Genomic DNA, 22,929 nt, shown 5'->3' with positions numbered 1-22,929 from the left:
TGCTCTCCCGTCAGGTGGTCTGCAGCAGCCGTTCGGTGATCTCGTGGGCGAAGGCCATCACGGTGCCCTGCGGGCTGATGCCGGTCGCGCCCGGGAGGACCGAGGCGTCGCAGAGGTGGAGGTTGTCGAATCCGTACGGCCGTCCGACGGGGTCGCAGAGTCCGCCGCGGGCCGGTGCGCCCATCGGACAGGAGGCCATGGCGTGCACGGAGACCAGCGGCCAGTGCGCGAGGCTGCCGCCTTCGGCGCACCGGCGGGCCTCGGCCTCCGAGCGAACCGGCGGGCCCGGGAAGGGCGGGTGGACCTCGGTGGCGCCGGCGGCCAGGAGCAGGCGGGCGGTGCGGTGGAGCGCGGAGCGCAGCAGCCGGCCGTCGGCGGCGGTGATCCGGTGGCGCAGCAGTGTCAGGCCTCCGGGCAGGGCGGTGACGGCGAACCCTCCCTCCACCCGGACCTGGGCGGTGAACAGGGCGACCCGGTCCAGCTCCGCCAGCAGGGTGTTGACGGTGTCCGGGTCGTGGCCGGCCAGGGCGGCCGCGAGGGCGCCGGGGCTCAGGTTGGCGGGCATCACCAGCAGGCCCTCGTCCTGGAAGTGCTGGAGCTGGGCGGTGAAGATGGTGCCGCGGGTGGCCTGCACGGGTTCGCGGAAGCGGGCGACGACCTTCAGGTTGACGTGGAAGGCGGTGCGCCGGCCGGCCTCGCGGCGGTGGATGCCGCTGCGCTGGAGCAGGGCCGGGCTGCCGACCGGCCCGGCGGCGAGCACCACGGTGCGCGGGCGGTAGGTGACCGGTTCGCCGTCGGGGCCCACGGCGTGGACCTCGGTGACGTTCGGCCCTCGGTGGCTCAGCTTCAGCACCCGGGTCCGGGGCAGGATGCGTGCGCCGTGGCGTTCGGCGGCGGGCAGGTAGCTGAGCAGCATGCTCTGTTTGGCGCCGGAGGGACAGCCGGTCGGGCAGCGGTTGGCGTGCGAGCAGCCGGGCGCGGCGCGGCGGGCCGGGGCCCAGTGCCAGCCGAGCCGTTCGGCGCCTTCGGCGAGCAGGCGGGAATCGCGGTTGCCGTCGCCGGGTTGCTGGGCGGCCACGCCGAGGCGGCGGGTGATCTCGCGCAGGTGGCCGTCGAGGTCGGTGCGGCGGTAGCCGTCGGTGCCGGCCCGGTCGGCCCAGCGGTCGAGCAGTGCGGCGGGCGGTTCCCAGAGCAGGCCGCCGTTGACGACGGTGGTGCCGCCGACGCAGCTGCCCTCCCCGAAGGCGATGACGGGCCGGCCGTGGATGGGGGCCAGGGCGGCGTGGCGGTAGAGGCGCCGGAGGTTCTGCGCGGGCGAGGAGGCCGCGAGCTCGGCCGTGGTCACCCTGGGGCCCTCTTCGAGGACGACGGTCTCGCGGCCGGCCCGGGCGAGGCCGAGGGCGGCGACGCTGCCGCCGGCGCCGGAGCCGATCACCAGGGCGTCGCAGTCGATCGGGTGCGGTGCGCGGCTCATCGGGGGACCGCCCGGCCGGTGGTCCACGACGCCGGGGCGTTGCGCCGGGCCCGGTCGTCCGCGGCGTCGGCCCCGGCGGCGTCGAGTCCGCTGTACAGCGCGAGCGTCTCCGCCGTGCGCACCGCCCGGCCGAGCAGGGGCAGCCGCTCCACCCGCCGGAGCCCGCCGAGCAGGGCGGACGGCGGGGCGGTGGCCGGGCGGCGGCCCGTCAGCAGCAGGAGCGCGGGCGGCACCAGCCGCAGTGCCACGAGCAGGCCGGCGCGGTAGTGCGGGGCGGTCCGGGCGAGGCTGTCCAGGACGTGGGCGCGGGCCGCCGCGTGGGCGTTCGCCCCGCCGAGGGCGGGGTAGCGCAGCGACCAGATCCGCAGCAGGAGGTCGACGGTCATGAGCGGAACCGCCCGGTGGCCAGTTCCTTGGCCAGCCTCCCGAGCAGGCGCACCGCGCCCTGTCCGAGCACCTCGTCGAGCGCCCGCAGGAAGGTCTGCGCCTCGGGTTCCTCGGCGACCAGCGGCGGGGCCACGATCAGCGGCAGGCCGTGGTTGGAGCCGAAGAAGGTGAGTACGCCGTGGTCGCGGTAGAGGGCGGCGATCACCGCGCCGGTGATCAGTTTGGTCCGGAGCCGGGGGTCACGTCCGAGTGCTGCCGGGAGCAGCGGCAGCACGCGGTCGAGCGAGGCCGGTCCGGCCTTGAGGAAGACGCCGTGCAGGGCGCCGCACCCGGCGGTCGAGGCGACCAGGGCGGGGTGCCGGACGGCGATGTCCCGCAGGCCCGTCTCCAGGACGGCGCCGAGTTTGCGGGCGCGCCCCGGGTAGTCGTCCTCGACGGCGACGGCGACGGCCTCCAGCGCGGTGGCGGTCTCCTCGCCGAAGCCGTAGTAGGTGGTGCTGTGCAGGGTGGCGTCCTGGAGGGTGTCGTAGGCGCGGCGGAAGACGGGTTCGCGGGCCACGTATCCGGCGATGGAGGCCTTGCCGCCGCCGAAGGACTTGGACATCGTCACGACGTCGGGGAGCAGCCCGGGGTGGTGCATGAAGTGGAACAGCGCGCCGGTGCGGCCCCAGCCGGTGTAGACCTCGTCGAAGATCAGCACGATGTCCCGTTCGGTGCACAGCCGGCGGACCTCGCGCAGGAAGTGCCCCGAGCACTCGCGCAGGCTGGAGGCGCTGAGCGGTTCCAGGACGACGGCGTAGACGTCGCTGGCGCCGTCGATCCCCTGGTGCCGGTCCAGCGCGAGGGCGAAGGAGTCGAGGTCGTCGTAGCCGAAGTAGTCGGTGCCGGGGATCCTCGGGTAGTCGAAGTGGAGTTCGGGCGAGGCGGTGAGGCTGCCCGCGCCGAGCAGTTTGCCGTGGAAGGAGATGTCGGTGTGCAGGACGGTGCCGCGGCGGCCGGCGTGGTACTTGTAGGCGAGTTTGACGGCGCCTTCGACGGCCTCCGCACCGGAGTTGGGGAAGTAGCTGATGTCGAGGTCGCCGGGGAGCAGCCGGGCGAGGTTGTGGCTGAGGGCCGCGACGTAGGGCGAGAGGTAGTTCTTGTGGACCTCCATCCGGCCCCGCTCGGCGAAGCGCCGGCGGGCGGCGAGGATCCTCGGGTGGTTGTGGCCGTGGTTGAGGACGCCGATCCCGCCCGTGAAGTCGAGGATGCGCCGGCCGTCGCGCAGGGTGATCCAGCAGCCCTCGGCGCTCTCGACCAGGTCGCGTCCGAAGCCGAAGGCCCCGACCAGGGAGACCTGGCTGCGGCTGACGAAATTCCGGTAGAGATCCTGTATTTGATGACTCGTCAGTTCTTCGGCGGCCTCGATGTCCAGCAGGTCGTTCATTGCGCCTCCTCGGTCGCTGCCGCGCGGAGCCCCGCGTGCGCGCGGGTGCGGATCCGGTCCGCGATGAGCCGTCCGGCACTCCGGCCGTGCCGCACGGCGTAGTTGGTGCCACGGTCCTCGGGGAAGACCTGCGCCATGCTCGACATGTAGAGGCCGGGCACGGCGCATTCGACCTCGGGGACGCGCCGGGAGTAGTCGGGGGTGATCACCGGCTGGGCGTGCTCCGCCCGCCAGACGTGGTAGCGGTGCACCCAGTCCTCCTGGAACCCCGGGAACATCCGGCGCAGGTGGGGCAGGCTGTGCCGATAGACCTCCTCGTCGCTCATCCGGTACAGCTCGGCGTCGACCGGGAGGTACTTCGACAGGTAGACGAGGTGCCGCCCGCCGTAGTGCTCCGGCGTGTCGAGGTTGGTGTGCTCGATGACGCCGACGTAGGGGAACGCCGGATCGGTGACGTTGAGCCAGTAGGTGTCGGACAGGGCCCGGCGGTTCTCCAGGACCAGGCACAGGTTGGCCAGGTAGGGCACGGAACGCAGCCTGCGCACCAGCCCCGGGAGCGCGGGGTGGGCGCCGACGGCTGCGTCGAGCATGTCGGCGAGCAGTCCGGGGGCGGTGGTCACCAGGACCCGGCGGGCGCGCAGGGTGCCCTCCCGCGTCCGGACTCCGGTCACACCCCGCTCGCCGACCAGGACGGAGCGGACCGGGCTGTCGGTGTGCAATTCCACGCCCAGGTGCTGGAGCCGTTCGCGCCAGGCCTCCAGCAGGATGCCGGAGCCGCCGCGCAGGTAGTGCAGCACCTCGCGTCCCGCACGGGAGCGGCTGCCGCCCCGCAGGTGCAGTTTGGTCCACATCCAGGTCGCGCCGACCTCGGGCGCGTAGGTGCCGAACTTGCCTTCCAGCAGCGGGCGCCAGACGACCTCGAAGGCCCGCCGCCCGCCCAGCTGGACGAGCCACTGCTCGGCGGTCAGCGACTCCAGCTCCCGCCAGTGCCGCACCCGGCCGGCCCGTACGGCCGACAGTCCGAGCCGCATCCGGTCGGCCGGGGGGAGCGGGGCGAAGCGGAGCACGTCGAGCGGGCTGGAGAGGCGGTACACCGCGTTGGCGTGGTAGACGCCGGTGCTGGTGGGATGGCGTTCGATCAGGTCCTCGCAGCCGAGTTCCCCGCAGAGCCGGAAGATCTCGCGGTCGGAGTCGAACCAGTGGTGGTAGAACCGCTCCAGCTGCCGGTCCCCGACCGGGAAGGTGGCGGCCAGGCCGCCGATCCGGTCGGCCGCCTCGACGACCCGGCAGCGCAGGCCGGCCAGGGCGAGTTCGTGCGCGGCGGCCAGCCCGGTGAAGCCGGCGCCGACCACGATCACGTCGGCGTCGGGCTCGGGACCGGCCTCGTCCGGAGGACCGGCGCGGCCGGTGGGGTCGGCGGTGCTCACCGGCCCAGCACTCCGGTCACGGCGGCGCGGAACCGCGCGGCGACGGCGTCGACGTCGGCCGGGCCGCTGCGCGCGGTCAGGCCGAAGTCGGCGCCGAGGTAGGTGTCGGTGAGCCCGATGGTCAGGGCGAGCGAGCGGGCGAGCACGTCGTCGGTCCGCGGCAGCGCGCCGGCCCGGTAGTCGTGCCGGGTGCGGTCGGGCGGGCGGCGGAAGGGGCTCGGGCGGGCGTCGCCGGCCATCAGGGCGGTGAGTTCGGGCAGGCCGCCGTAGTAGTGCTTGGGCGAGTGGAGCAGTGTGCGGGTGCCGAGCTCCTTGGCCACCGCGTCGGCGCTCGCGGCGTCGTCGAAGAGGTACACCAGCAGGGTCGCGCAGTCGCCGTCGGCGTCGTGCAGCAGGCGCGGGCGCAGGCCGTCGCGGGCCGGGATCGCGGCGGACAGTGCCCGGGCGAGTGTCCGGTTGTGGTCCAGGATGGCGTTCAGGCGGGCGAGTTGGGCGCGGGCGACGGCCGCGGTGAACTCGTTCATCCGCAGGTTGAGGCCGAAGAGCAGGTCCCCGTCCCCGGTCTCCTGCCCGTAGGGGAACCAGCCGTGGTGGTGGAAGGAGTACGCCCGCTGGAAGAGGTGCTCGTCCGGGGTGAGCAGGAAACCGCCGTCGCCGCCGGTGATCACCTTGAAGATGTTGGTGGAGAACGCCCCGGCCTGCCCGAAGGTGCCGACCGGACGGCCCCGGTAGGTGGCGCCGCAGGCCTGGGCGGCGTCCTCCAGCAGGAACAGCCCGTGGTCGTCGGCGATCTGTCCGAGCGCCGCCAGGTCACAGGGCGCGCCGAGCATGTGGATGGGCATGACGGCCCTGGTGCGCGGGGTGATCCGGGAAAGGACGTCGGCCGGGTCGAGGGTCAGCGACTCGTCGATCTCGGCGAACACCGGGGTGGCGCCCGCGAAGACGACGGCCGAGACGGAGGCGGTGTAGAGGTAGCCGGGCACGATGACCTCGTCGCCCGGGCCGATGCCGAGCGCGGCGAGCGCGGCCAGCAGCGCGGAGGTGCCGCTGTTGACGGCCAGGCAGTACGGGCTGTCGAAGCGTGCGGACAACTCCCGCTCCAGGCCGCGGACCTGGGCGTCCACGCCGGGTGGGCGGGAGTGCGCGTCGGAGGTGGCGAGCCAGGAGTCGACGACTTCGAGGAGGTTGCGGCGCTCCTCGGCGCCGAAGTGCGCGTAGCCGGGACCGGGCATGATGCTCCTAGGTCGGTGGTCGGTCGGATGTCGGGGACCGTCGGGAAACGTCGGGGAACGTCGGGGGACCGTCGGGCGCGGCGGTCGGTGCCGGTCGTGCGCGGCGCTCCGGTGTCGGAAGACGGTGGCGCTCCGGCGTCAGAAGACGATGGGACAGAACGGCGCCGGGTCGTGGCGGAACGCCGTGGCGGCGGCCCGGACCGCTCCCGGGCGCAGCTCGCGCACCAGGCCCGCCCGGGCGAGCTGCACCAGGGAGGTTCCACCGAGGTGCAGGGCGCCCAGCTCCCGGGCCGTCAGCTCCAGGTCCGCCGGGGCGGTGGTGGGCCGGCACTCTCCGCCCTCGGGACCGGTGCGCAGCCGCAACCGCCGCTCGTTCCAGGGACAGAGCGGATCGGTGACGTCGAGGACGAGGTCGGTCTCGGCTGCGTAGCCGCGCTGCTCCAGCGCCCGGTCCACGTCCACGATACGCACGTGGAGCTGGTCGCGCAGGACGGGCGCCGCGCTGCGGGGGTCGGTGAGCAGGGCCAGCACCGGGTCGTCCACCGGCCGGTCGGCGACCACGCTGCCGGCGAGGTCGACGTCCAGCAGGGCGCGCCACAGCGCCGCGCCGGAGGCGGGGTCACGGGCGAACAGCTCGCGCACCGACACCTCGTAACGCGGCACCGAGTCCTCCCAGGCCGCGGTCAGTCGGTAGAGGGCGTAGCCGGACGGCTCCCCGTCGTCCTCGGCCACCATGCAGAGCAGCCGGCCGGCCCCGCCCCGGTGGTCGGGCAGGTCCAGCACGGCCCGGGCGGCCCAGGCCGCGTCCCGGCGCAGCATCCCGGGGCGCTCGCCGACGCACTGCGCGTAGACGGCGGCGAGCGCGGCGGTGTACTCCTCCGGTACGCCGATCCGGATCGTCCGGTCACCGCCGGCCGTTTCGCGCAGGTCCCGGGCGTGCCGGGGGATCCGCACCTTGGCGGCCTGGCTGGCGAGGCCGAACCCGAGGCGGCCGTAGATGCCGGCCTCGGTGGTGTTGAGGGCCGCCACCGGCTCGGCCCCGGTCTCGTGCAGGGTGTGCAGGACGCGGAGCACCATGGCGCGCATCACGCCACGCCGCCGGTACTCGGGCGCCACGGTCACGTAGCCGAGGCCGGCGACCGCCCGGGGGCCGCCCGGCAGGGTCATCTGCAAGGAGTAGACGGCGCAGGTCCCGCAGGTGCGGCCGCCGATCCGGGCGACCAGCGAACGCTTGGGTTCGAAGATCGAGGCCGCCGAAGCGTGGTAGTCCGCAGTGTGCCCGTAACCCCCGTACGCCAGCTCCGCGACCGGAGCAATATCCTCCCAGGAATCTGCGGCGGACAGCTCCGGAACGGCAGAGAATTCGGGCATGCTGATCACACTCTCCTCACGTTCTAAAGATTTCCGGAATTCCGATCATGACGGTCCGGCATATGAGACGGCGCGTTTCCAGAGACAGGTGGACCAGCGCACACGAGTGTCCGATGACCGGACCACGTCAGAAGCCACAGGTATAGCACGATCGAACTGCGCGACGTCAAGAACCGCGCAAAACCCGCGTGTCCACCAGCTGAGAAGGCGATCAATATTCTCAACCGGAATTTGATGATTCGCATTCAGTGCCCTTGTGATCAATGAAAGATTCACTCAGACTCGGCTGCGGTGGATGATCCCTGGTACGCCAGCGATCCATTCTGATCCACCCCCCTGCCCGTTTCTCTGACCCACAGCGAGGAGACAGGTATGTCCAACCCCCGGTTCATCGCCGGCAACACCCCCGTCGACGCCTGGCAGCAGCACGTCGAGGAGGACAACGGCACCGGCATCTACATCGACGTCGACACCTCCGCCGGCAACTTCAGCGAGACGCCGGTCTACACCGCCAACCTCTGCGGCCGCGACTCGATGTGGACGACGACCGGCGGAAACACCATCTACACCCCGACGTCGAAGGGCTTCCGGATCTACGTCCGCTGGCAGGACGGCCGTCCGCTGCCGGTCGAGTACGCCGTGAGCCACGACTGGTACATCAGCTGGGTGGCGACCGAGGTCTGAGGGCCGCCGCAGTCCCCCTGAGGTTCCGATCCGCTCCCGGGCCGGCCGGTGGCCGCACCTGCTGCGGCCGCGGGCCGGCCCGGTCGCGTCCGTTCCGGCCGCTGTCCCGTCCCTGTCCCCGTCCCTGTCCCCGTCTCCGTCTCCGTCCCCGTCTCCGCCCCGTCCTCGTTCAGCAACCAAGGGAGATCCATGCGAGCCCCGACCGAGCGGAAACTGGGCCAGTTCTGCGGCGACACCGTCCCCCACCACCCGGACGTCACCGCCTGGAGCCTCATCGAGGCCGCGGCCGCCCGCACCCCCGACGCCGTCGCGGTCGAGCACTCCGGCGGCACCCTGACGTACCGCGGACTCCTGCGCCGGGCCGAGGCCCTGGCCGCCCGGCTGGCCCGTGCCGGGGTGCGCCGGGGGGACTTCGTCCCGCTGGTGATGGCCGGCGGGCCCGAACTGCTGGTCGCCATGCTGGCCGTGATGCGCTCCGCCGCGGTGTTCGTCCCGCTGGACGCGCAGTGGCCCGGCCCGCGCCTGCGCGCCATGGTCGACGCGTGCGGCCCCGCCGCCGTCCTGCTCTCCCCCGGCGCCGACCCGGACGGCTGGTCCGCCCCGGCACTCGCCGTCGGGCCGGTGTCCGGCGAGGACGACGCGGAGCCGGCCGCCGGACCGCCGCCCTCACCTCCCTCACCGCCCTCGCCGCCCTCACCGCCCCGGCCGGAGGAACTCGCCTACGGCTTCTACACCTCGGGCTCCACCGGAACCCCCAAGTGCGCCCTCAACCTGCACAGCGGCCTGGCGAACCGGCTGCTCGCCATGGGCCGCCGGTTCGACGCGTCCCCGCGGAACGTGGTGCTGCAGAACAGCCGGCACACCTTCGACTCCTCCCTGTGGCAGCTGCTCTGGCCGCTCACCTGCGGCAGCCGGGTCGTCATCCCCCGCGCGCACGACATCCTCGACCTCACCGCCACCGTCGAGGTCATCGGGCGCCACCGCGTCACGATGACCGACTTCGTGCCCACCATTCTCACCGCGCTCGTCGAACTCCTGGAATCCCGGCCCGAGTTGGCGGACGACCTGGCAAGCCTGCGGATGCTGCTGGTCGGCGGCGAGGAGATCGCCCCAAAGAGCGTGCGCGCCCTGCGCCGGTTCCTCCCGCACCTGCGGGTGACCAACACCTACGGCCCCACCGAGGCCTCGATCGGCTCCGTCTTCCACGAGGTGGCGCCGCAGGACCGCTCCCCCGTGCCGATCGGCCGGCCGATCGACAACACCTGGGCGATCGTGCTCGACGAGCACGGCGAACCGGCCCCCGCCGGGGAGATCGGCGAGATCTGCATCGGCGGCGCGTGCCTGGGCACCGGCTACCTCGGCGATCCCGACCGCACCGCGCTGGCCTTCGTCGAGAACCCCTTCCCCGAGCTGCCCGGGAAGCGGATGTACCGCACCGGCGACCTCGGCCACCACGGCCCGGACGGGCTGCTCTTCTTCGACGGCCGGCGCGACCAGCAGGTGAAGATCGGCGGCGTACGGGTGGAGCTCTCCGAGATCGAGCACGCGATCGCCTCGCACCCCTCGGTGCGCGAGGCCAAGGTCCTGGTCAGCGACCACGGCGGCGGGCAGCACCTGGCCGCCTTCGTCACCCTGCGGGGCGGGCTGACGAAGGACCTGCTCAGGTCGCACATCCGGGCGCTGCTGCCGGCGGAGCTGATCCCGAAGCGGTTCATCAGGCTCGACGCCGTCCCGGTGAACGCCAACGGCAAGACCGACCGCAGAGCCCTCGCGGAACTCCTGAAGGCGCCCGCGCCGAGGGAGGCGAACGGCTGGACCACCGCCGGGAGCAGCACCGAGCGCATCCTCGCCGAGCTGTGGAACGCCCTGCTGCCGGAACCCGTCACCAGTCCCGACGCCGACTTCTTCGACAGCGGCGGCGACTCGCTGCGCGCCCAGCGGCTCGCCCTCGCGGTGTCGGCCCGCTTCGACACCCCGCTCTCGATCCGGGACATCCTCCACGCGCCGACCATCGCGCTCCAGGCCGCCGCGCTCGACGGCGGCCGCGCCCTGCCCGCCGCCCCGGCCGCCGCCGCGGCGTCCGCCACCGACCTGACCCTGCCCGCCGACATCCGGCCGACCGGCACCCCGCCGTCCGGACCGCCGCGGCACCTGCTGCTCACCGGCGCGACCGGCTTCGTCGGCGCCCAACTGCTGCACGACCTGCTGGAGCGGACCGACGCCACCGTCCACTGCCTGGTCCGGGCCGACAACCCGGACCAGGCCCGCCGGCGCGTGGCGGACGCCCTGCACCGGTACCGGCTGTGGTCCGACCGGACCGCCCACCGGATCCACGCCGTCCCCGGCGATCTGGGCGGCCCCGGGCTCGGACTCGCCCCGGCCGACCACCGCCGGCTGGCCGAGCAGGTCGACACCGTGGTGCACGCCGGGGCCATGGTCAACCTGGTGCGCGGCTACCGCGCCCACCGCCGCGCCAACGTGACCGGCACCGTCGAACTGCTCCGGCTCGCCGCCACCGGCCGGCCGGCGATGGTGCACTTCGTCTCCACCCTCGCCGCCTGCCCGGCGGGGCCGGCGGGCGACGTCCCGGTCCCCGAGCGCGCGGTCCCCGCCGGCCGCACGCCCGACAGCGGCTACGGGCAGTCCAAGTGGGTCGCCGAACAGCTGGTCCAGCTCGCCGCCGACCGCGGGATGACGGTCGCGGTGCACCGGCTCGGCGAGGTCATGCCGGCCACCGGCACCGGAATCCCCAACCCCGGCTCCCGGGTCGAGCTGCTCATCCAGGCCTGCCTGCGGGTCGGCGCCTACTTCACCAGCGACCTGAGCACCGACTACACCCCCGTCGACCACGTCGGGCGGCTGCTGGTCGCCGCCGTGAACCACCGCCGGCCCGGCTACTTCCACCTGCTGCGCCCCGGCCCGCTGCCGCTCGACGACCTGCTCGGCGCCTTCGGATCCGCCTTCGGCCTGCGCAAGGTCGAGTACCGGGACTTCTGGCAGGCCGTCCAGCAAGCCGCGGCCGCCGAGTCCGACGACCGGCGGCTCGCCGGGGCACTGGCCCTGCTCCCGGTGCCGACGACCCGCCCCGACCGCGCGCCGATGGCCTTCGAGGACGCCGCCGCCCGCTTCAGCACCACCCGGGCCACCCGGCTCGCCGCCCTCGCCGACGCCCGGACCCTCCCGTCCAACCGCGACGGCCTGCACCGCTACGTCGCCCACCACGCCACCCACCGGGGCTGACCGGGATGACCGATGTCCGTTCTTCACCCCTCCCGTACGCATTGGTGCTCAGATGACTCGATCTGGACAGATCTGTTCGGAAGTTCCTCGCTGACGATCGATCAAGTTCTCTTCCCTGTAGCCCCGAAGCCTTTGACGTGGGCGGATGGCGGCCGATAGTTTCGGCACGATCAAATTCGCTCACAGGCTCGGGGGGCCCTGCCGCCCTCCCTTGCCATGTCCGCTTCGGGAGTCCTTGTGCGTACGGTTCGAAGACTGGCCCTGCCTTTCGGCGTGGTTCTGGCGATACCCGTGGTGATCGGATCGGTACCGGCGTCCGCCACGGGCGGGACGGCGGTGTCGGCGGCGGTGGAGGACTTCGCCTACCCCGGAGCCGCCCAGGTCCTCGCGGACCGGAACATCGTCGTGAAGACGGGCGACGGGCACATCCGGCTCGCCGACTGCGCGTCGGGGCCGGGCCTGGTGGAGCTGTACAGCCGGTCGGCGACGCCCAGCCACGTCTGCTTCAGGATCACCGGGCCGACCGGCTATCTGGCGCTGGAGATCCCCAAGGTCTACAACATCCGCGGCGACAGCCACACGCTCAAGGCGACGCTGAACACCGCGGGTTCCGTCACCGCCCTCGACGTCAACAAGAACGACTGGACGCCCGTCGGCGAGAGCACCGGCGACGCCACCACCCTGCTCGAACTCACCGCCACCGACGGGCCGGCGGGCCCGGCCGGCACCACCGACCGCCCGGCGGTCGGCACGCTCACCGTCGGCCAGGCCGGCCGCGCCGACTCCCGCGGCTGCACCGCCACGCTCGTCGACCCGCAGTGGGTCGTGACCGCCGCCGACTGCTTCGCCGACAACCCGGCGTCCGTGGCCGCCGGCAAGCCCCCGGTCAAGAGCACGGTCACGATCGCCGGTCAGAGCGCCGGGATCATCGAGCTGGCGCCGCGCGCCGACCGCGACCTGGTGATGGCCCGGCTGGCCAAGTCCGTCATCGGCGTGGCCCCGATCGCCCTGGCGACCACCGCGCCCACCGGGAGCGAGAACCTCCAGGCGGTCGGCTACGGCCGCACCGCCACCGACTGGAACCCCGGCGCGCCCCACACCGCCACCCATGGCGTCGGCGCCACCACCACCACCGGCTTCGACACCCTTCCGGCCGCCGACGCCGCGCCGCTCTGCAAGGGCGACGCCGGCGCGCCGTTCCTCCGGACGGTGAACGGCCGGACCGAACTCGCCGCGGTCGTCACCGCCGTGGGCCAGAGCGGCTGCCTCGACAGCACCGCGACCGCCACCGGAACCCGGAGTTCGCGCACCGACGACCTCGGCGGCTGGGTCAAGCAGCTCTCCATCAGCCCGGTCCACGCTGACATCCCGGTCTCGGGCAACTGGGACGGCACCGGACCCGACAACGTCGGCATCTGGCGGGCCACCACCGGCGACTTCCACCTCCGCACGGACAACGGCGACCTCACCACCGTCCCGTGGGGCGAGAACGGGGACGTCCCGGTCGCGGGCAACTGGGACGGCACCGGGCCCGACAACATCGGCATCTGGCGCCCCTCCACCGGCGAGTTCCAGCTCCGCATGGACAACGGCGACCTCGTCAGGATCGGCTGGGGCGAGGCCGGGGACATCCCGGTCGCGGGCAACTGGGACGGCACCGGACCCGACAACATCGGCATCTGGCGCCCCTCCACCGGCGAGTTCCACCTCCGCATGGACAACGGCGACCTCGTCAGGATCGGCTGGGGCGAGGCCGGGGACATCCCGGTCGCCGGCAACTGGGACGGCACCGGACCCGACAACATCGGCATCTGGCGCCCCTCCGTCGGCCAGTTCCACCTCCGCATGGACGACGGCAGCCTCCGGACCACCTCGTGGGGCGAGAACGGGGACGTCCCGGTCGCGGGCAACTGGGACGGCACCGGACCCGACAACATCGGCATCTGGCGCCCCTCCATCGGCCAGTTCCAGCTCCGCACGGACAACGGCGACCTCGCCACCGTCCCGTGGGGCGAGCCCCGCTGACCCTGCCGCGCGGCAGCCGGACGTAGGGGTGCGGCGGGGTGCCCGGCACCCCGCCGCACGGTTTTCTTCGAACGCTTCCAGGCCGCCGGTCCACCGGCCGGCGGCCTTTCGGTTCTTCGGCACTCAGGTGCCCCGGACGACGGGACGTGAATTTCGATGAGGGTGTCAGTGAGATCAGGGGGGATACGGCCACGGGTCGTCGCCGCCGGGATCGCGGTGGGGAGCCTGCTGACCGGGCTGCTCGCGATCCCGGCGGCGGCCGCGGACTCACCGCCGGCGACGGCAGCGGACCCGGACCGGGTGCGGGTGGTGGCGGCGTGGCAGTCCGGAGGGCCGGTCGTACGCCGGGCCGCCGAGACCGTCCTGACGGGCTCCGCCGCCGACCGGAAGGCGTTCCTGGCGACCGGCCAGGCGGCCGCGGCGGAGCAGGACCTGCGGGCGAGGATCGAGGAGCTGATCGCGTCCTCCGGCCCCGGGGTCCGCGAGGCCGGGACGGCCGCGCTCAAGGGTTCGGCCGCCGATCTGCAGAAGTTCCTCGACCAGGACGGCAAGAAGGCCTTCGAGGACGACCAGCGGGTGCAGCTGTCGCAGATCATGGCCACCGGTAGCCCCGGCGTACGGGAAGCCGCGAGCAAGGCCATGAGCGGCACCCTGAACGACGTCCTGGCCTTCCTGAACGAGGGCCAGTTCAAGGCCCGGAACGACGACGACCGGGTCCACCTCTCCCAGCTGATGGCCTCCGGCGGGCCGGAGGTGAAGAAGGCCGCCGGCACCGCGCTGGACGGCACCATGGACGACGTCCAGGACTTCCTGAAGTACGGCTACCAGACCGCCGCCGCGCACGACCAGGAGACCCTGACGGTCTCCCAGCTGGCGGACCTGACGAAGACCGCCTCCGCGCAGGCCGGCCAGCAGGCCCAGACCGCCAAGGACGCGGCCGGCAAGGCCCAGGACGCCGGCCGGCTGGCCAAGGAGGCCGCCGAGCGGGCGGCGAAGGAGACCAAGGAGGCCCAGGGCCAGGCCGGCCAGGCCTCGAACGCCGCCGGACGCGCCGCGGACGCCGCCGGACGCGCGGCGGCCGCAGCCCAGACCGCGTCGAACGCCGCGAAGTCCGCCAACGAGGCCGCCCGCGAGGCCGCGAACGCCGCCGCCAACGCCGCGGCCGCCGCCACCAAGGCCGGAAACGCCGCCTCCCGTGCCCTGGCCGCCGCCGCGGGCGCGGCCGGCGACGCCGGGAAGGCCGATCAGGCGCGCGCCGCCGCGGTCACCGCCCGCGACGCCGCCCGCGACGCCCACACCGCGGGCGAGGCCAGCGCCTGGGCCGGCGCCGCCGCCGCCCGGGCCGGTCTGGCCGCGCTGGCCGCCGCCTCCGCGGGTGTCAACGCCGAGGCCGCCGCACAGGCCGCCGCCGACGCGGCCGGCTACTCCGGCGTGGCGGGCGCAGAGGCCGACCGGGCCCGGCAGGCCGCCGCCCGGGCGAGGAAGGCCGCGGCCGAGGCCACCCGTGCCGCCAACGCCACCGTGAAGATCGCGAACGACGCCGCCGCCGCGGCCGCCGACGCCCAACGCGCCGCCAACGCCGCGGCCGCCCACGCCGAAGCGGCGGCCGCCGCCGCCGAGGAAGCGGCCAAGCACGCCGGGGAGGCCGCCACCTGGGCCGGCACCGCGAAGACGGCCTCCGAAGCGGCGGCCACGGCTGCCGAGTCGGCGGCGAACTCGGCGAAGCAGGCCCACAACGTCGCCGACATCGCCCGCGCCTCCGACCAGGAGCGGCTGGACGCGCAGCAGGCCGCCGAGATGGCCGCCGCCGACGAGGCCTCCCGCATCCAGGCGCAGAAGGACCGGAAGGCGGCCTGGGAGGCCGGCAAGGCCACCGCGCTCGCCGCCGAGACCGAGCAGCTGATCAAGGACGCCACCGCCACCGGGGTCGACGCCGGGACCGCGGTGCTGAAGGGCCGCCAGGCCGCGCTGCGACTGCTGGACGCCGGCGGGCCGTGGACCAGGGCCAGTGCCCAGACGGCTCTGGAGGGCGACGACGAGGAGGTCCGTGCCTTCCTGTCCACCGACCTGGCGGTCGCCCGCGACCGCGACGACCGCACCAACGCCACCGCGATCGCCCAGGCCTCCAGCAAGCTGGAGCAGCGCCTGGCCGCCGAGACCGCCGCGGTCGGCACGCCGGAACAGGTGCGCGCGTTCCTGGCCACCGGGCAGTACCCGGGCAAGGACGACGACGACCGGGTGCTGCTGTCGCAGATCATGGCCGCCGGCGGGCCCGGGGTGAAGGAAGCCGCCGGCAAGGCACTCTCCGGCACCATGGACGACGTCCGCGCCTTCCTGACGACCGGCCAGTACACGGCCCGCGAGAACGACGAGCGCGTCCTGGTGAGCCAGGCCATCGCGACGGGCGGGCCGGAGGTCAAGGCCGCCGCCCAGGCCGTCATGACCGGCCCCGCCGACCGCCTCGCGCCGTTCCTGGACGCCGGCCTGACCAAGGCCCGCGAGCGCGACGCCGTCACCGCCGCCCACATCGCCACCATCCAGTCCTACCTCGCCGCCACCGACGGCTCAGTGGCCCTCGCCCGCCAGTACGCGGCCGAGGCCTCCCAGTCCTACGCCGACGCCAGGCACGCCTCCGACGAGGCGAACGGCTACGCCCAGCAGGCCCAGACCTCCGCCGCCCAGGCCGCCGACTGGGCCGCCAAGGCCGCACAGTCCGCCCAGCAGGCCAAGGCCTCGGCCGACCAGGCCGCCGCCTACGCCAAGCAGGCCCGCGCCTCCGCCTCCGCCGCCCAGGCGGCGGCCCGCAGCGCCGACGTCTCCGCGAACGCGGCCGCCGGCTACGCGCAGCAGGCGGCCGGCTACGCGGCCGACGCCAAGAAGGCCGCCGACGACGCGCGGAACTCCGCCGTCGCCGCGGCCAAGAGCCGCGACGAGGCCTACGCGGCCGCCCGCGAGGCCGCGCTGTTCATCATGAGCAAGCAGCAGGCCGAATCGGCCGACGGCAAGATGCAGCACGAGACGGCCTCCATCGACGAGGCGGGGCGCGTCACCTACATCGAGGCCGTCCCCAAGGGGGACATGAAGCCGCAGGTCCTCAAGGACGACTCCGTCCACTGCATGAACGGCGACCCGTCGCAGGGCATGGCCTCCTGGTTCCAGGACTCCGCCTGGCACGACAACGCCGCCGGAAAGTCGGTGTGCTCGGTCAAGGCCACCCTCAAGGTCACGGGCACCGTCGACTACATCCTGCGCACCTGCCCCGAAGCGAACCTCACCATCGCCGCCTGCCAGGGCAAGTACAGCACCTGGGACACGCTCCTCCTCAAGAGCGAGCACCAGGAGTACCAGTACGACACCGTCCTCGAGATGTCCTTGACCGACTGGGTCACGAAGTACTCCCCGCAGGCCCAGTCCCGCCAGATCCTGGCCAACCTGTTCTTCGGCGACTTCATCCGCTGCTTCGACGACCCCGGCCACAACGCGTCGTCCTGTGCCTGGGCCGCCTCCAACTTCATCCCGTTCGGCACCCTCGCGAAGGCCGCCAAGGGCATCGTCGCCTTCCGCTTCGCCCTGGAGACCGGCGTCGAACTCGAACACGCCAAGCTCGCGCTCCAGGCCACCCTCGAAGGCTTCAGCGAAGCGGCCAAGCTGAAGTTCCTCGCCACCGCGGACGCCATCGCCGCCCTTCGCCTCACCTACAAGGACGGCGTCGGCACCGACGCGGCTCTCGCGGCGGCCCGCAAGTTCCCCGAGGTCGACCCGGCTCTCGCCCGGCAGCTGGACGCCGAGGTGGATTCGGTGAAGTACGTCACCGAGAGCTGCGAGCGGAACAGCTTCCCGGCCGGCACCCAGGTCCTGCTCTCCGACGGCTCCTACCGGGCCATCAGTGAGATCCGGACGGGTGACCTGGTGCTCGCGACCGACCCCGCGACCGGGAAGACCGGCCCGCAACCGGTGAACGCCACCTACGTCCACCCCACGAAGCGTCTGGTGGACATCTCCCTGGCGGACGGCAGTACCCTCTCCACCACGGCCGGCCACCGCCTCTACACCGAGCAGGCCGACTGGACCCTCGCCTCGGCCCTGCGGCCGGGAGACCGTCTGCGGGGCTCGGACGGCACCTCGCAGGTCGTCACCGGCGTCACCGACCGGACCGACCTGCCCTCGGAAGCCGTCTTCGACCTGACGGTGGACGGACCGCACACGTTCTTCGTGCGCGCGGGCGGCGGCCAGGAACGCGACCTGCTCGTCCACAACTGCTTCTACCTGCTCAACGACGAGCGGATGCCCGACGTCCACACCATCGATGCCCACGTGGCCCAGGGTCCGTACGGGGCCAACGGCGCCATGATGGGTACCACCCCCGCACTCGCCCAGGCCAAGGCCGAGGTCGACGGAATCGCCGGGGTGTTCAGCGACCTGGCCACCGCCGAGGAAGCACTCCAGCAGGCATGGGCGTCGAAGGGAGCAGCGAGGTACGCAATAGAGACGAGGCGCAAGTCCCACGAGTTCAGGTTCCGCGCGGAGGTGACCCTCCTCGACAGTGCAGGGGTGAAGCGGACCTCCCTCGGCGAGGTGTACCGTCAGGGCGGAGGCGGCGTGTCGGCCCCCTCCAGCACCACGGTCGAGGTGATGGTCAGGATCGTGGGGAAGGACAGGCACCCGAAGGGCTGGTACGTGACATCCATCTTCCCCCTTCCCCGAGGTGGCGTATGACGCGGCGCCACCAACGTGCGACCGAGTTCGGCTTCTCCCGCCTGGTCCAGGCCTTTCACCCGCACTGGCGGAGCGAAGGCAGCGACATCGAGGTCCTCGCGGACCACATCGCTCGCAACCCTCCCCTGCTGGTCGAGCCGATCCTCCTGGACGCCCTTCGGCTGGAAGCCGCCGACCTGCCCGCCTGGCAGCTCGAGGCGCTCTGGTCGATGGGCACCCATCCCTACCACGACCTCCGCCGGGAGGGCCACGACGGCCGTGACTGGCTCCACCGGATCATCCTCCTCAGCCGGGAGCGGCTACACACCGAGGGCGGCGGCATCGTGGAGAGCGCGCCACCCAGTCCCTACGGGCACCTGACCGGAGCCGTCCTGGACGAGATCCTGCTGGTCTCCGTCAGGGTCACCGAGCGGGCACTGGGCGCGCCCGGTGGCTACGTCCCCGGCATCGTGCCCGCCCTCAACGAGGTCGCGACCCGGGTCTGTCCCGACCTGGCGTTCCGCCTCCTCCTCTGCGCGGTCGACAAGGTCGGCCTACGGATCCCCCGGGACCAGTACGACCGGTACGTGGTCCTCGGGCAGCAGTTCGAGTACGGCGAACTGCTCGTGGACGGCTACGAGCACTTGACCGTCTGACAGCGCGCAGCCCTACCAGGCGCGCAGCCGGTGCCACCGCACCGGCTGCGCGCCTTCGTCGTCCCCACGGACGGGCCGTCAGATCGCCAGGTCGCGGCGGTCCAGGAGGGCGAAGGCGGCGGCCAGGCCGGTGAGGCCGGCGGTGCACAGGACGGCGAGGGAGGACCAGGGGACGGTGCCGTGGGCCAGGGCGTCGGCGGGGGTGTAGTAGTGGAAGGGGCTGAGGTAGCGCAGGGGGGCGGCGGGGGTCCAGGCGAGGGCGACGAAGTTGAGCGCGAAGCCGACCGCGCCGAGGGTGACCGCGGCCCCGATGACGTGCGCCCGGCGGCGGCTGACGGCGGAGACGGCGAGCACGGGCCCGGTCAGGCAGAGGGCGAAGCCACAGCCCAGGACGCCGGCGGCGAACACCCCGCCGACCGGGACGGCGGCCCGCAGGTCGGGTGAGAGCGCGACGCCGAGCGCCACCGTGGCGGTGGCCGCGGCGTTCAGCAGGACGGAGGCGGCGGCGAGGGCGGCGGTCCGCTCGGCCAGCAGGCGGCGGCGGGAGACCGGGCGGGTCATCAGCAGCTCGATGGTGCCGGACTCGACGTCGGCGGCGACGGCGGCCGCGCCCAGCGCGCCGATGGCGGTCAGCTGGAGCGCGATCCAGAACGGGTGGGTGAGCCCGGCGCCGAGCAGGCCGGGGTAGCTGGCGATGGAGACGTCCCCGTTGGAGCCGCTGAACGCCTTGAAGGCGTCCGGCGGGTTCGCCGTGCCGCCGAACAGGTCGGTGGGCGGTACGGCCGCGGTGATCACGACGATCAGGGCCTCGAAGACGACCATGCCGAGCACCAGCGACAGCAGCATCCGGCGGCGCCGGTGCAGGGCCAGCCAGACCAGGGGAAGCCGCCGGCTGACGGTGGCCCGGCTCATGACCGCACCTCCGGTCCCACGCCGCTCCCCGGTCCGGCGGGCGGCTCCTCGCCGGTTCGGTAGAGGTCGAGGAAGGCCTCGTCCAGACCGGCCTCCTCGACGGTGAGGTCGTCGACCGGCAGGGCCGCGAGCAGTTCGCGGACCGCCGCCACCACGTCGTCCGGCGGCACCAGGAGCTCCACCCGGGAGCCGTCCCAACGCGGGGACCAGCGCTCGGCCGCGCCGAGCGGCCGCGCACCCGGCCCGTCGGCCAGTACCAGCCGGATCCGCCGGGCCCGGGCGCGGCGCAGCGCGGCCACCGACTGGACGGCCACCAGCCGCCCGCCGCGGATGATCGCCACCCGGCCGCAGGCCCGCTGCACCTCCGGCAGGACGTGGCTGGAGAGCAGTACCGTGCGGCCCGCCGCCGTCTCCTCGGCGAGCAGTTCGAAGAAGACCTCCTGGACCAGCGGGTCCAGCCCCTCGGTGGGTTCGTCGAGCACGGTGAGGGCCGGCCGGTGCTGCAGGGCCTGGACGAGCCCGAGCTTCTGCTTCATGCCCCGCGAGTACGCCCCCACCGTCTTGTCCAGGTCGGCCCGGGACAGGCCCAGCCGGGTGCAGAGTTCGGCCTGCCGGGGCGCGGGGGCGCCCTGGAGGTTCGCCAGCAGGTCGAGCGTCTGGCGCCCGGTGAGTTCGGGGTAGAGCCGCAGCTCGCCCGGGAGGTAGCCGATGGACGGCGACACCCGGCGGTGGTCGGCCACCGGGTCCAGGCCCAGGATCCGGACCGCTCCGGCGCTCGGCTTCAGCAGCCCGACCAGGCAGCGCAGCGTCGTCGTCTTGCCCGCGCCGTTCGGCCCGAGCAGGCCGAACACCTCGCCCGCGCCGATGTCGAGGTCCAGGCCGTCGACGCCGACGCTCCGGCCGTACCGCTTGGTCAGCGATCTGAGCTCGATCACCGCCGTGCCCTCAGCGGACATGCTCCACCTCCCGTGGTGCGCGCGGATCCATGGTTCCCGCGCCGGGCCGCCGCGAACCGGGCCGCCGCTCCCCCACCCTGCCGCGCCCGCGCCCCGCGCGCACGGGGCCGAACGGCCCTGCCCGCCGGGCCCGGGCGGGTGGACGGCGGGCGCGCGGTGCGGCGGCGCCCGGGCGGGCCGGGGCCGGCCTGGTACAAGCGGACCGGGAGCTGCCGATCGTGCGGGGGCGCCGGACGGACGGCGCCCGGAAGGGCGGAGGAATGATCGTCGAGGATGTCAGGTGCGAACCCGCCGCGGCCGGGTGGCGGTTGTCGGCGGCGGTCCGGGCCGGGACGGAACTCCCTTCGGCGCGGCTCCACTTCACGGTGCCGGGGGGCGAGCACAACTGGCTGCCCGAACGCGGGGACGCCTTCCTCGCCGGGCTGCTGATGCCGGCCATGCGCCTCGGCGAGGACCTGGTGGTCGACGCCCCGGTCTCCGCCCGGCTGCTGCGCTCGGCGCGGACCGTGGTGGAGATCTACACGGCCTGGTGGGAGCGGCTGCGCGCGGTCCGGGTGACGGCGGGCGAGCCCGTCGAGGCGCGGCGCGGGCCCGCTGCCGTGGGGTTGTTCTTCACCCTGGGCGTGGACTCCTTCTACAGCCTGCTCGGGGACGCCGAGCGCCGCACGGAGCCCGGCCACCGGCCGGTCGGCGACCTGCTGTTCGTGAACTTCGAGCAGCACGCCGGGCCGGACCACGACCGGCTGCTCGACCGGGTCCGGCTGGTGGCCGACCGCAGCGGCGCCCGGGCGGTGCGGGTGGAGACCAACCTGCGCGCCTTCACGGCGCCGCTGGTCCGCTGGGAGGACTTCCACGGCGCCGCGCTCGCCGCCACCGCGCTGGCGCTGCAGGGCCTGCTGGGCCGCTGCCTGATCGCGGCCAGCTTCGAGTACCGCCATCTGCCGCCGTACGGGTCGCATCCGGTGCTGGACCACCTGTGGTCCACCGAGGCGCTGGAGATCGTCCACGACGGCGCCGACGCCACCAGGACGCAGAAGGTGGCGCGCCGCCTGGCGCGCTCCGACCTCGCGCTGCGGAACCTCGCGGTGTGCTGGCGGGACCGGCCCGGGCGCAACTGCGGAGCCTGCGAGAAGTGCCTGCGGACCATGGTCGCCCTGGAGCTGGCCGGTGTGCTCGGGCGGTGCGGGACGCTGCCCCGCGTGCTCGACCTCGATCGGCTCCGCCACGTCCCGATGGGCTCGGCGGACGCCCGGGACGCCATGCGCGAGGCGGGTCGCGACGCCGGCGCCCTCGGCCGCCCGGATCTCGCGGAGGCGGCCGGGCTGGCGGCGGACCGTCACGGTCCGCTCCCCCCGACGGCGGTGGCGCGGTGACCGGGCCCGGCCGGTGGGCCGGTGCCGGGCGTCGCCTCGGCGACCTGCTCGGCGCGTTGATCGAGCCGTCTGACCGCTGTGCGCTGCTGGGCTTCCCGTCCTACGGCAATGTCGGCGACAGCGCCATCTGGCTGGGCGCGCGCTCGCTGCTGGACGGGCTGGGCGCCGAGGTCGTCTACACCGCCGATCACCACGACTTCAGCGCGGCGGCCCTCGCCGAGCGGCTGCCGAGCGGCACCATCCTGCTCACCGGCGGCGGCAACCTGGGCGACCTGTGGCCGAGCCACCAGCGGACCCGCGAACAGGTGATCGGCGCCTTCCCGGGGCACCGGATCATCCAGTTGCCGCAGTCCGTCCACTTCGGCGACCCGGCCGGCCTGGAGCGGGCCCGGGCCGTGTTCGACGCGCACCCCGACCTGATCCTGCTGCTGCGCGACGAGCCGAGCCTGCGCGCGGCCCGCCGAGCCTTCCGCGCGCCCTCCGCGCTCGCCCCGGACTGCGCCTTCGCGCTGACCGGCCTGCCCCGCCTCGCGCGGCCCGAGCGGCGGATCCTGTGGCTGCGGCGCGGCGACCACGAGTCGGCCGGCCCGGACGAGCCGAACGGCGCCGAAGCGCCGGCCGGGGTGCACCGGACGGACTGGACCGGGCAGGAGGGCGCCGACGCGCGCTGGGTCGCCGCGGCGCAGGCCGTAAGGCAGCGGATCGCGGCGGCCTCGGCCGAGGTCCGCGGTACGGCGAGCGCCCGGGCGGTCGCCGAACTCGCCGACGCCCAGGACCGCCATGCCCGCCTCCAGCTCCAGCGCGGCTGCGGGCTGCTCGGCAGCGCCTCGGCGGTGGTCACCGACCGGCTGCACGGCCACCTGCTGAGTCTGCTGCTCGGCCTGCCGCACGTCGTCGTCGACGACCGGCACGGCAAGATCAGCGGCTACTGGCGGACCTGGGGCCACGACCGGCACCGGGCCGTCGCCCGGCGGGCGCCCGACGCCGACCGGGCGCTGCGGGCGGCCGACGCCCTGCTCGCCGACCCCGCCACGCCCCGGCCGACGCGTGGCCGCTGAGCGCCCGTCGGCC

At 74.0% G+C, this 22,929-nt stretch carries 15 protein-coding genes; 7 read left to right on the top strand and 8 right to left on the bottom strand.

Translation table 11 applies throughout. The annotated features are described in order from the left end of the window. Nucleotides 1–10: 10 nt before the first annotated feature. The 6 genes from ACFCLZ_RS37150 to ACFCLZ_RS37125 form a co-directional block, all read right to left on the bottom strand. Nucleotides 11–1,474, bottom strand: coding sequence for an FAD-dependent oxidoreductase (locus tag ACFCLZ_RS37150; protein ID WP_380282327.1), 1,464 nt, complete (start codon nucleotides 1,472–1,474; stop codon nucleotides 11–13). Next, entirely contained in the window at nucleotides 1,471–1,860 is a 390-nt protein-coding gene (locus ACFCLZ_RS37145; RefSeq protein WP_380282326.1) for a hypothetical protein, read from the bottom strand. The genes ACFCLZ_RS37150 and ACFCLZ_RS37145 overlap by 4 nt, the downstream gene beginning before the upstream one ends. Then, complete coding sequence (locus ACFCLZ_RS37140; RefSeq protein WP_380282325.1) at nucleotides 1,857–3,287, bottom strand: aspartate aminotransferase family protein; 1,431 nt, start codon at nucleotides 3,285–3,287, stop codon at nucleotides 1,857–1,859. Before ACFCLZ_RS37140 ends, ACFCLZ_RS37145 begins: the two co-directional genes overlap by 4 nt. Then, nucleotides 3,284–4,714, bottom strand: coding sequence for an NAD(P)/FAD-dependent oxidoreductase (locus ACFCLZ_RS37135; RefSeq protein ID WP_380282324.1), 1,431 nt, complete (start codon nucleotides 4,712–4,714; stop codon nucleotides 3,284–3,286). Before ACFCLZ_RS37135 ends, ACFCLZ_RS37140 begins: the two co-directional genes overlap by 4 nt. Next, complete coding sequence (locus ACFCLZ_RS37130; RefSeq protein WP_380282323.1) at nucleotides 4,711–5,946, bottom strand: DegT/DnrJ/EryC1/StrS family aminotransferase; 1,236 nt, start codon at nucleotides 5,944–5,946, stop codon at nucleotides 4,711–4,713. The genes ACFCLZ_RS37135 and ACFCLZ_RS37130 overlap by 4 nt, the downstream gene beginning before the upstream one ends. Before the next feature lie 138 nt (nucleotides 5,947–6,084). Further along, nucleotides 6,085–7,317 carry a GNAT family N-acetyltransferase gene (locus tag ACFCLZ_RS37125; protein ID WP_380282322.1) on the bottom strand — a complete coding sequence of 411 codons (1,233 nt, stop codon included), beginning with the start codon at nucleotides 7,315–7,317 and terminating at the stop codon, nucleotides 6,085–6,087. Nucleotides 7,318–7,689: 372 nt separating this feature from the next. Here ACFCLZ_RS37125 and ACFCLZ_RS37120 point away from each other — a divergent pair, with 372 nt between their 5' ends. The 5 genes from ACFCLZ_RS37120 (at nucleotide 7,690) to ACFCLZ_RS37100 (ending at nucleotide 18,617) form a co-directional block, all read left to right on the top strand. Next, a complete protein-coding gene (locus ACFCLZ_RS37120; protein WP_380282321.1) occupies nucleotides 7,690–8,001 on the top strand; it encodes a hypothetical protein in 312 nt (103 codons plus the stop codon). Nucleotides 8,002–8,190: 189 nt separating this feature from the next. Continuing rightward, nucleotides 8,191–11,241: an amino acid adenylation domain-containing protein gene (locus ACFCLZ_RS37115; RefSeq protein WP_380282320.1), complete on the top strand. Its 3,051-nt coding sequence runs from the start codon at nucleotides 8,191–8,193 to the stop codon at nucleotides 11,239–11,241. A 273-nt stretch (nucleotides 11,242–11,514) separates the two neighbouring features. Continuing rightward, nucleotides 11,515–13,266: a trypsin-like serine protease gene (locus ACFCLZ_RS37110; RefSeq protein ID WP_380282319.1), complete on the top strand. Its 1,752-nt coding sequence runs from the start codon at nucleotides 11,515–11,517 to the stop codon at nucleotides 13,264–13,266. Between the two features lie 216 nt (nucleotides 13,267–13,482). After that, nucleotides 13,483–17,982 carry a polymorphic toxin-type HINT domain-containing protein gene (locus ACFCLZ_RS37105; protein WP_380282318.1) on the top strand — a complete coding sequence of 1,500 codons (4,500 nt, stop codon included), beginning with the start codon at nucleotides 13,483–13,485 and terminating at the stop codon, nucleotides 17,980–17,982. Further along, nucleotides 17,979–18,617: a hypothetical protein gene (locus ACFCLZ_RS37100; protein ID WP_380282317.1), complete on the top strand. Its 639-nt coding sequence runs from the start codon at nucleotides 17,979–17,981 to the stop codon at nucleotides 18,615–18,617. Before ACFCLZ_RS37105 ends, ACFCLZ_RS37100 begins: the two co-directional genes overlap by 4 nt. Before the next feature lie 78 nt (nucleotides 18,618–18,695). On the opposite strand, the gene ACFCLZ_RS37095 is transcribed toward ACFCLZ_RS37100, so the two are convergent. After that, nucleotides 18,696–19,529 (bottom strand): ABC transporter permease subunit, encoded by an 834-nt coding sequence (locus ACFCLZ_RS37095; RefSeq protein WP_380282316.1) that lies wholly within the window; start codon nucleotides 19,527–19,529, stop codon nucleotides 18,696–18,698. Beyond that, complete coding sequence (locus ACFCLZ_RS37090) at nucleotides 19,526–20,485, bottom strand: ABC transporter ATP-binding protein (protein WP_380282315.1); 960 nt, start codon at nucleotides 20,483–20,485, stop codon at nucleotides 19,526–19,528. Before ACFCLZ_RS37090 ends, ACFCLZ_RS37095 begins: the two co-directional genes overlap by 4 nt. A gap of 260 nt (nucleotides 20,486–20,745) precedes the next feature. Between ACFCLZ_RS37090 and ACFCLZ_RS37085 the strand changes: the two genes are divergently transcribed. Both ACFCLZ_RS37085 and ACFCLZ_RS37080 read left to right on the top strand, forming a co-directional pair. Further along, a complete protein-coding gene (locus tag ACFCLZ_RS37085) occupies nucleotides 20,746–21,858 on the top strand; it encodes a hypothetical protein (RefSeq protein WP_380282314.1) in 1,113 nt (370 codons plus the stop codon). Then, a complete protein-coding gene (locus ACFCLZ_RS37080; RefSeq protein ID WP_380282313.1) occupies nucleotides 21,855–22,916 on the top strand; it encodes a polysaccharide pyruvyl transferase family protein in 1,062 nt (353 codons plus the stop codon). The genes ACFCLZ_RS37085 and ACFCLZ_RS37080 overlap by 4 nt, the downstream gene beginning before the upstream one ends. Nucleotides 22,917–22,929 lie beyond the last annotated feature (13 nt).

The organism is Kitasatospora purpeofusca, from assembly GCF_042691725.1.
GTDB lineage: Bacteria > Actinomycetota > Actinomycetes > Streptomycetales > Streptomycetaceae > Kitasatospora > Kitasatospora purpeofusca_B.
This window is presented reverse-complemented; position numbering and strand designations above follow the sequence as displayed.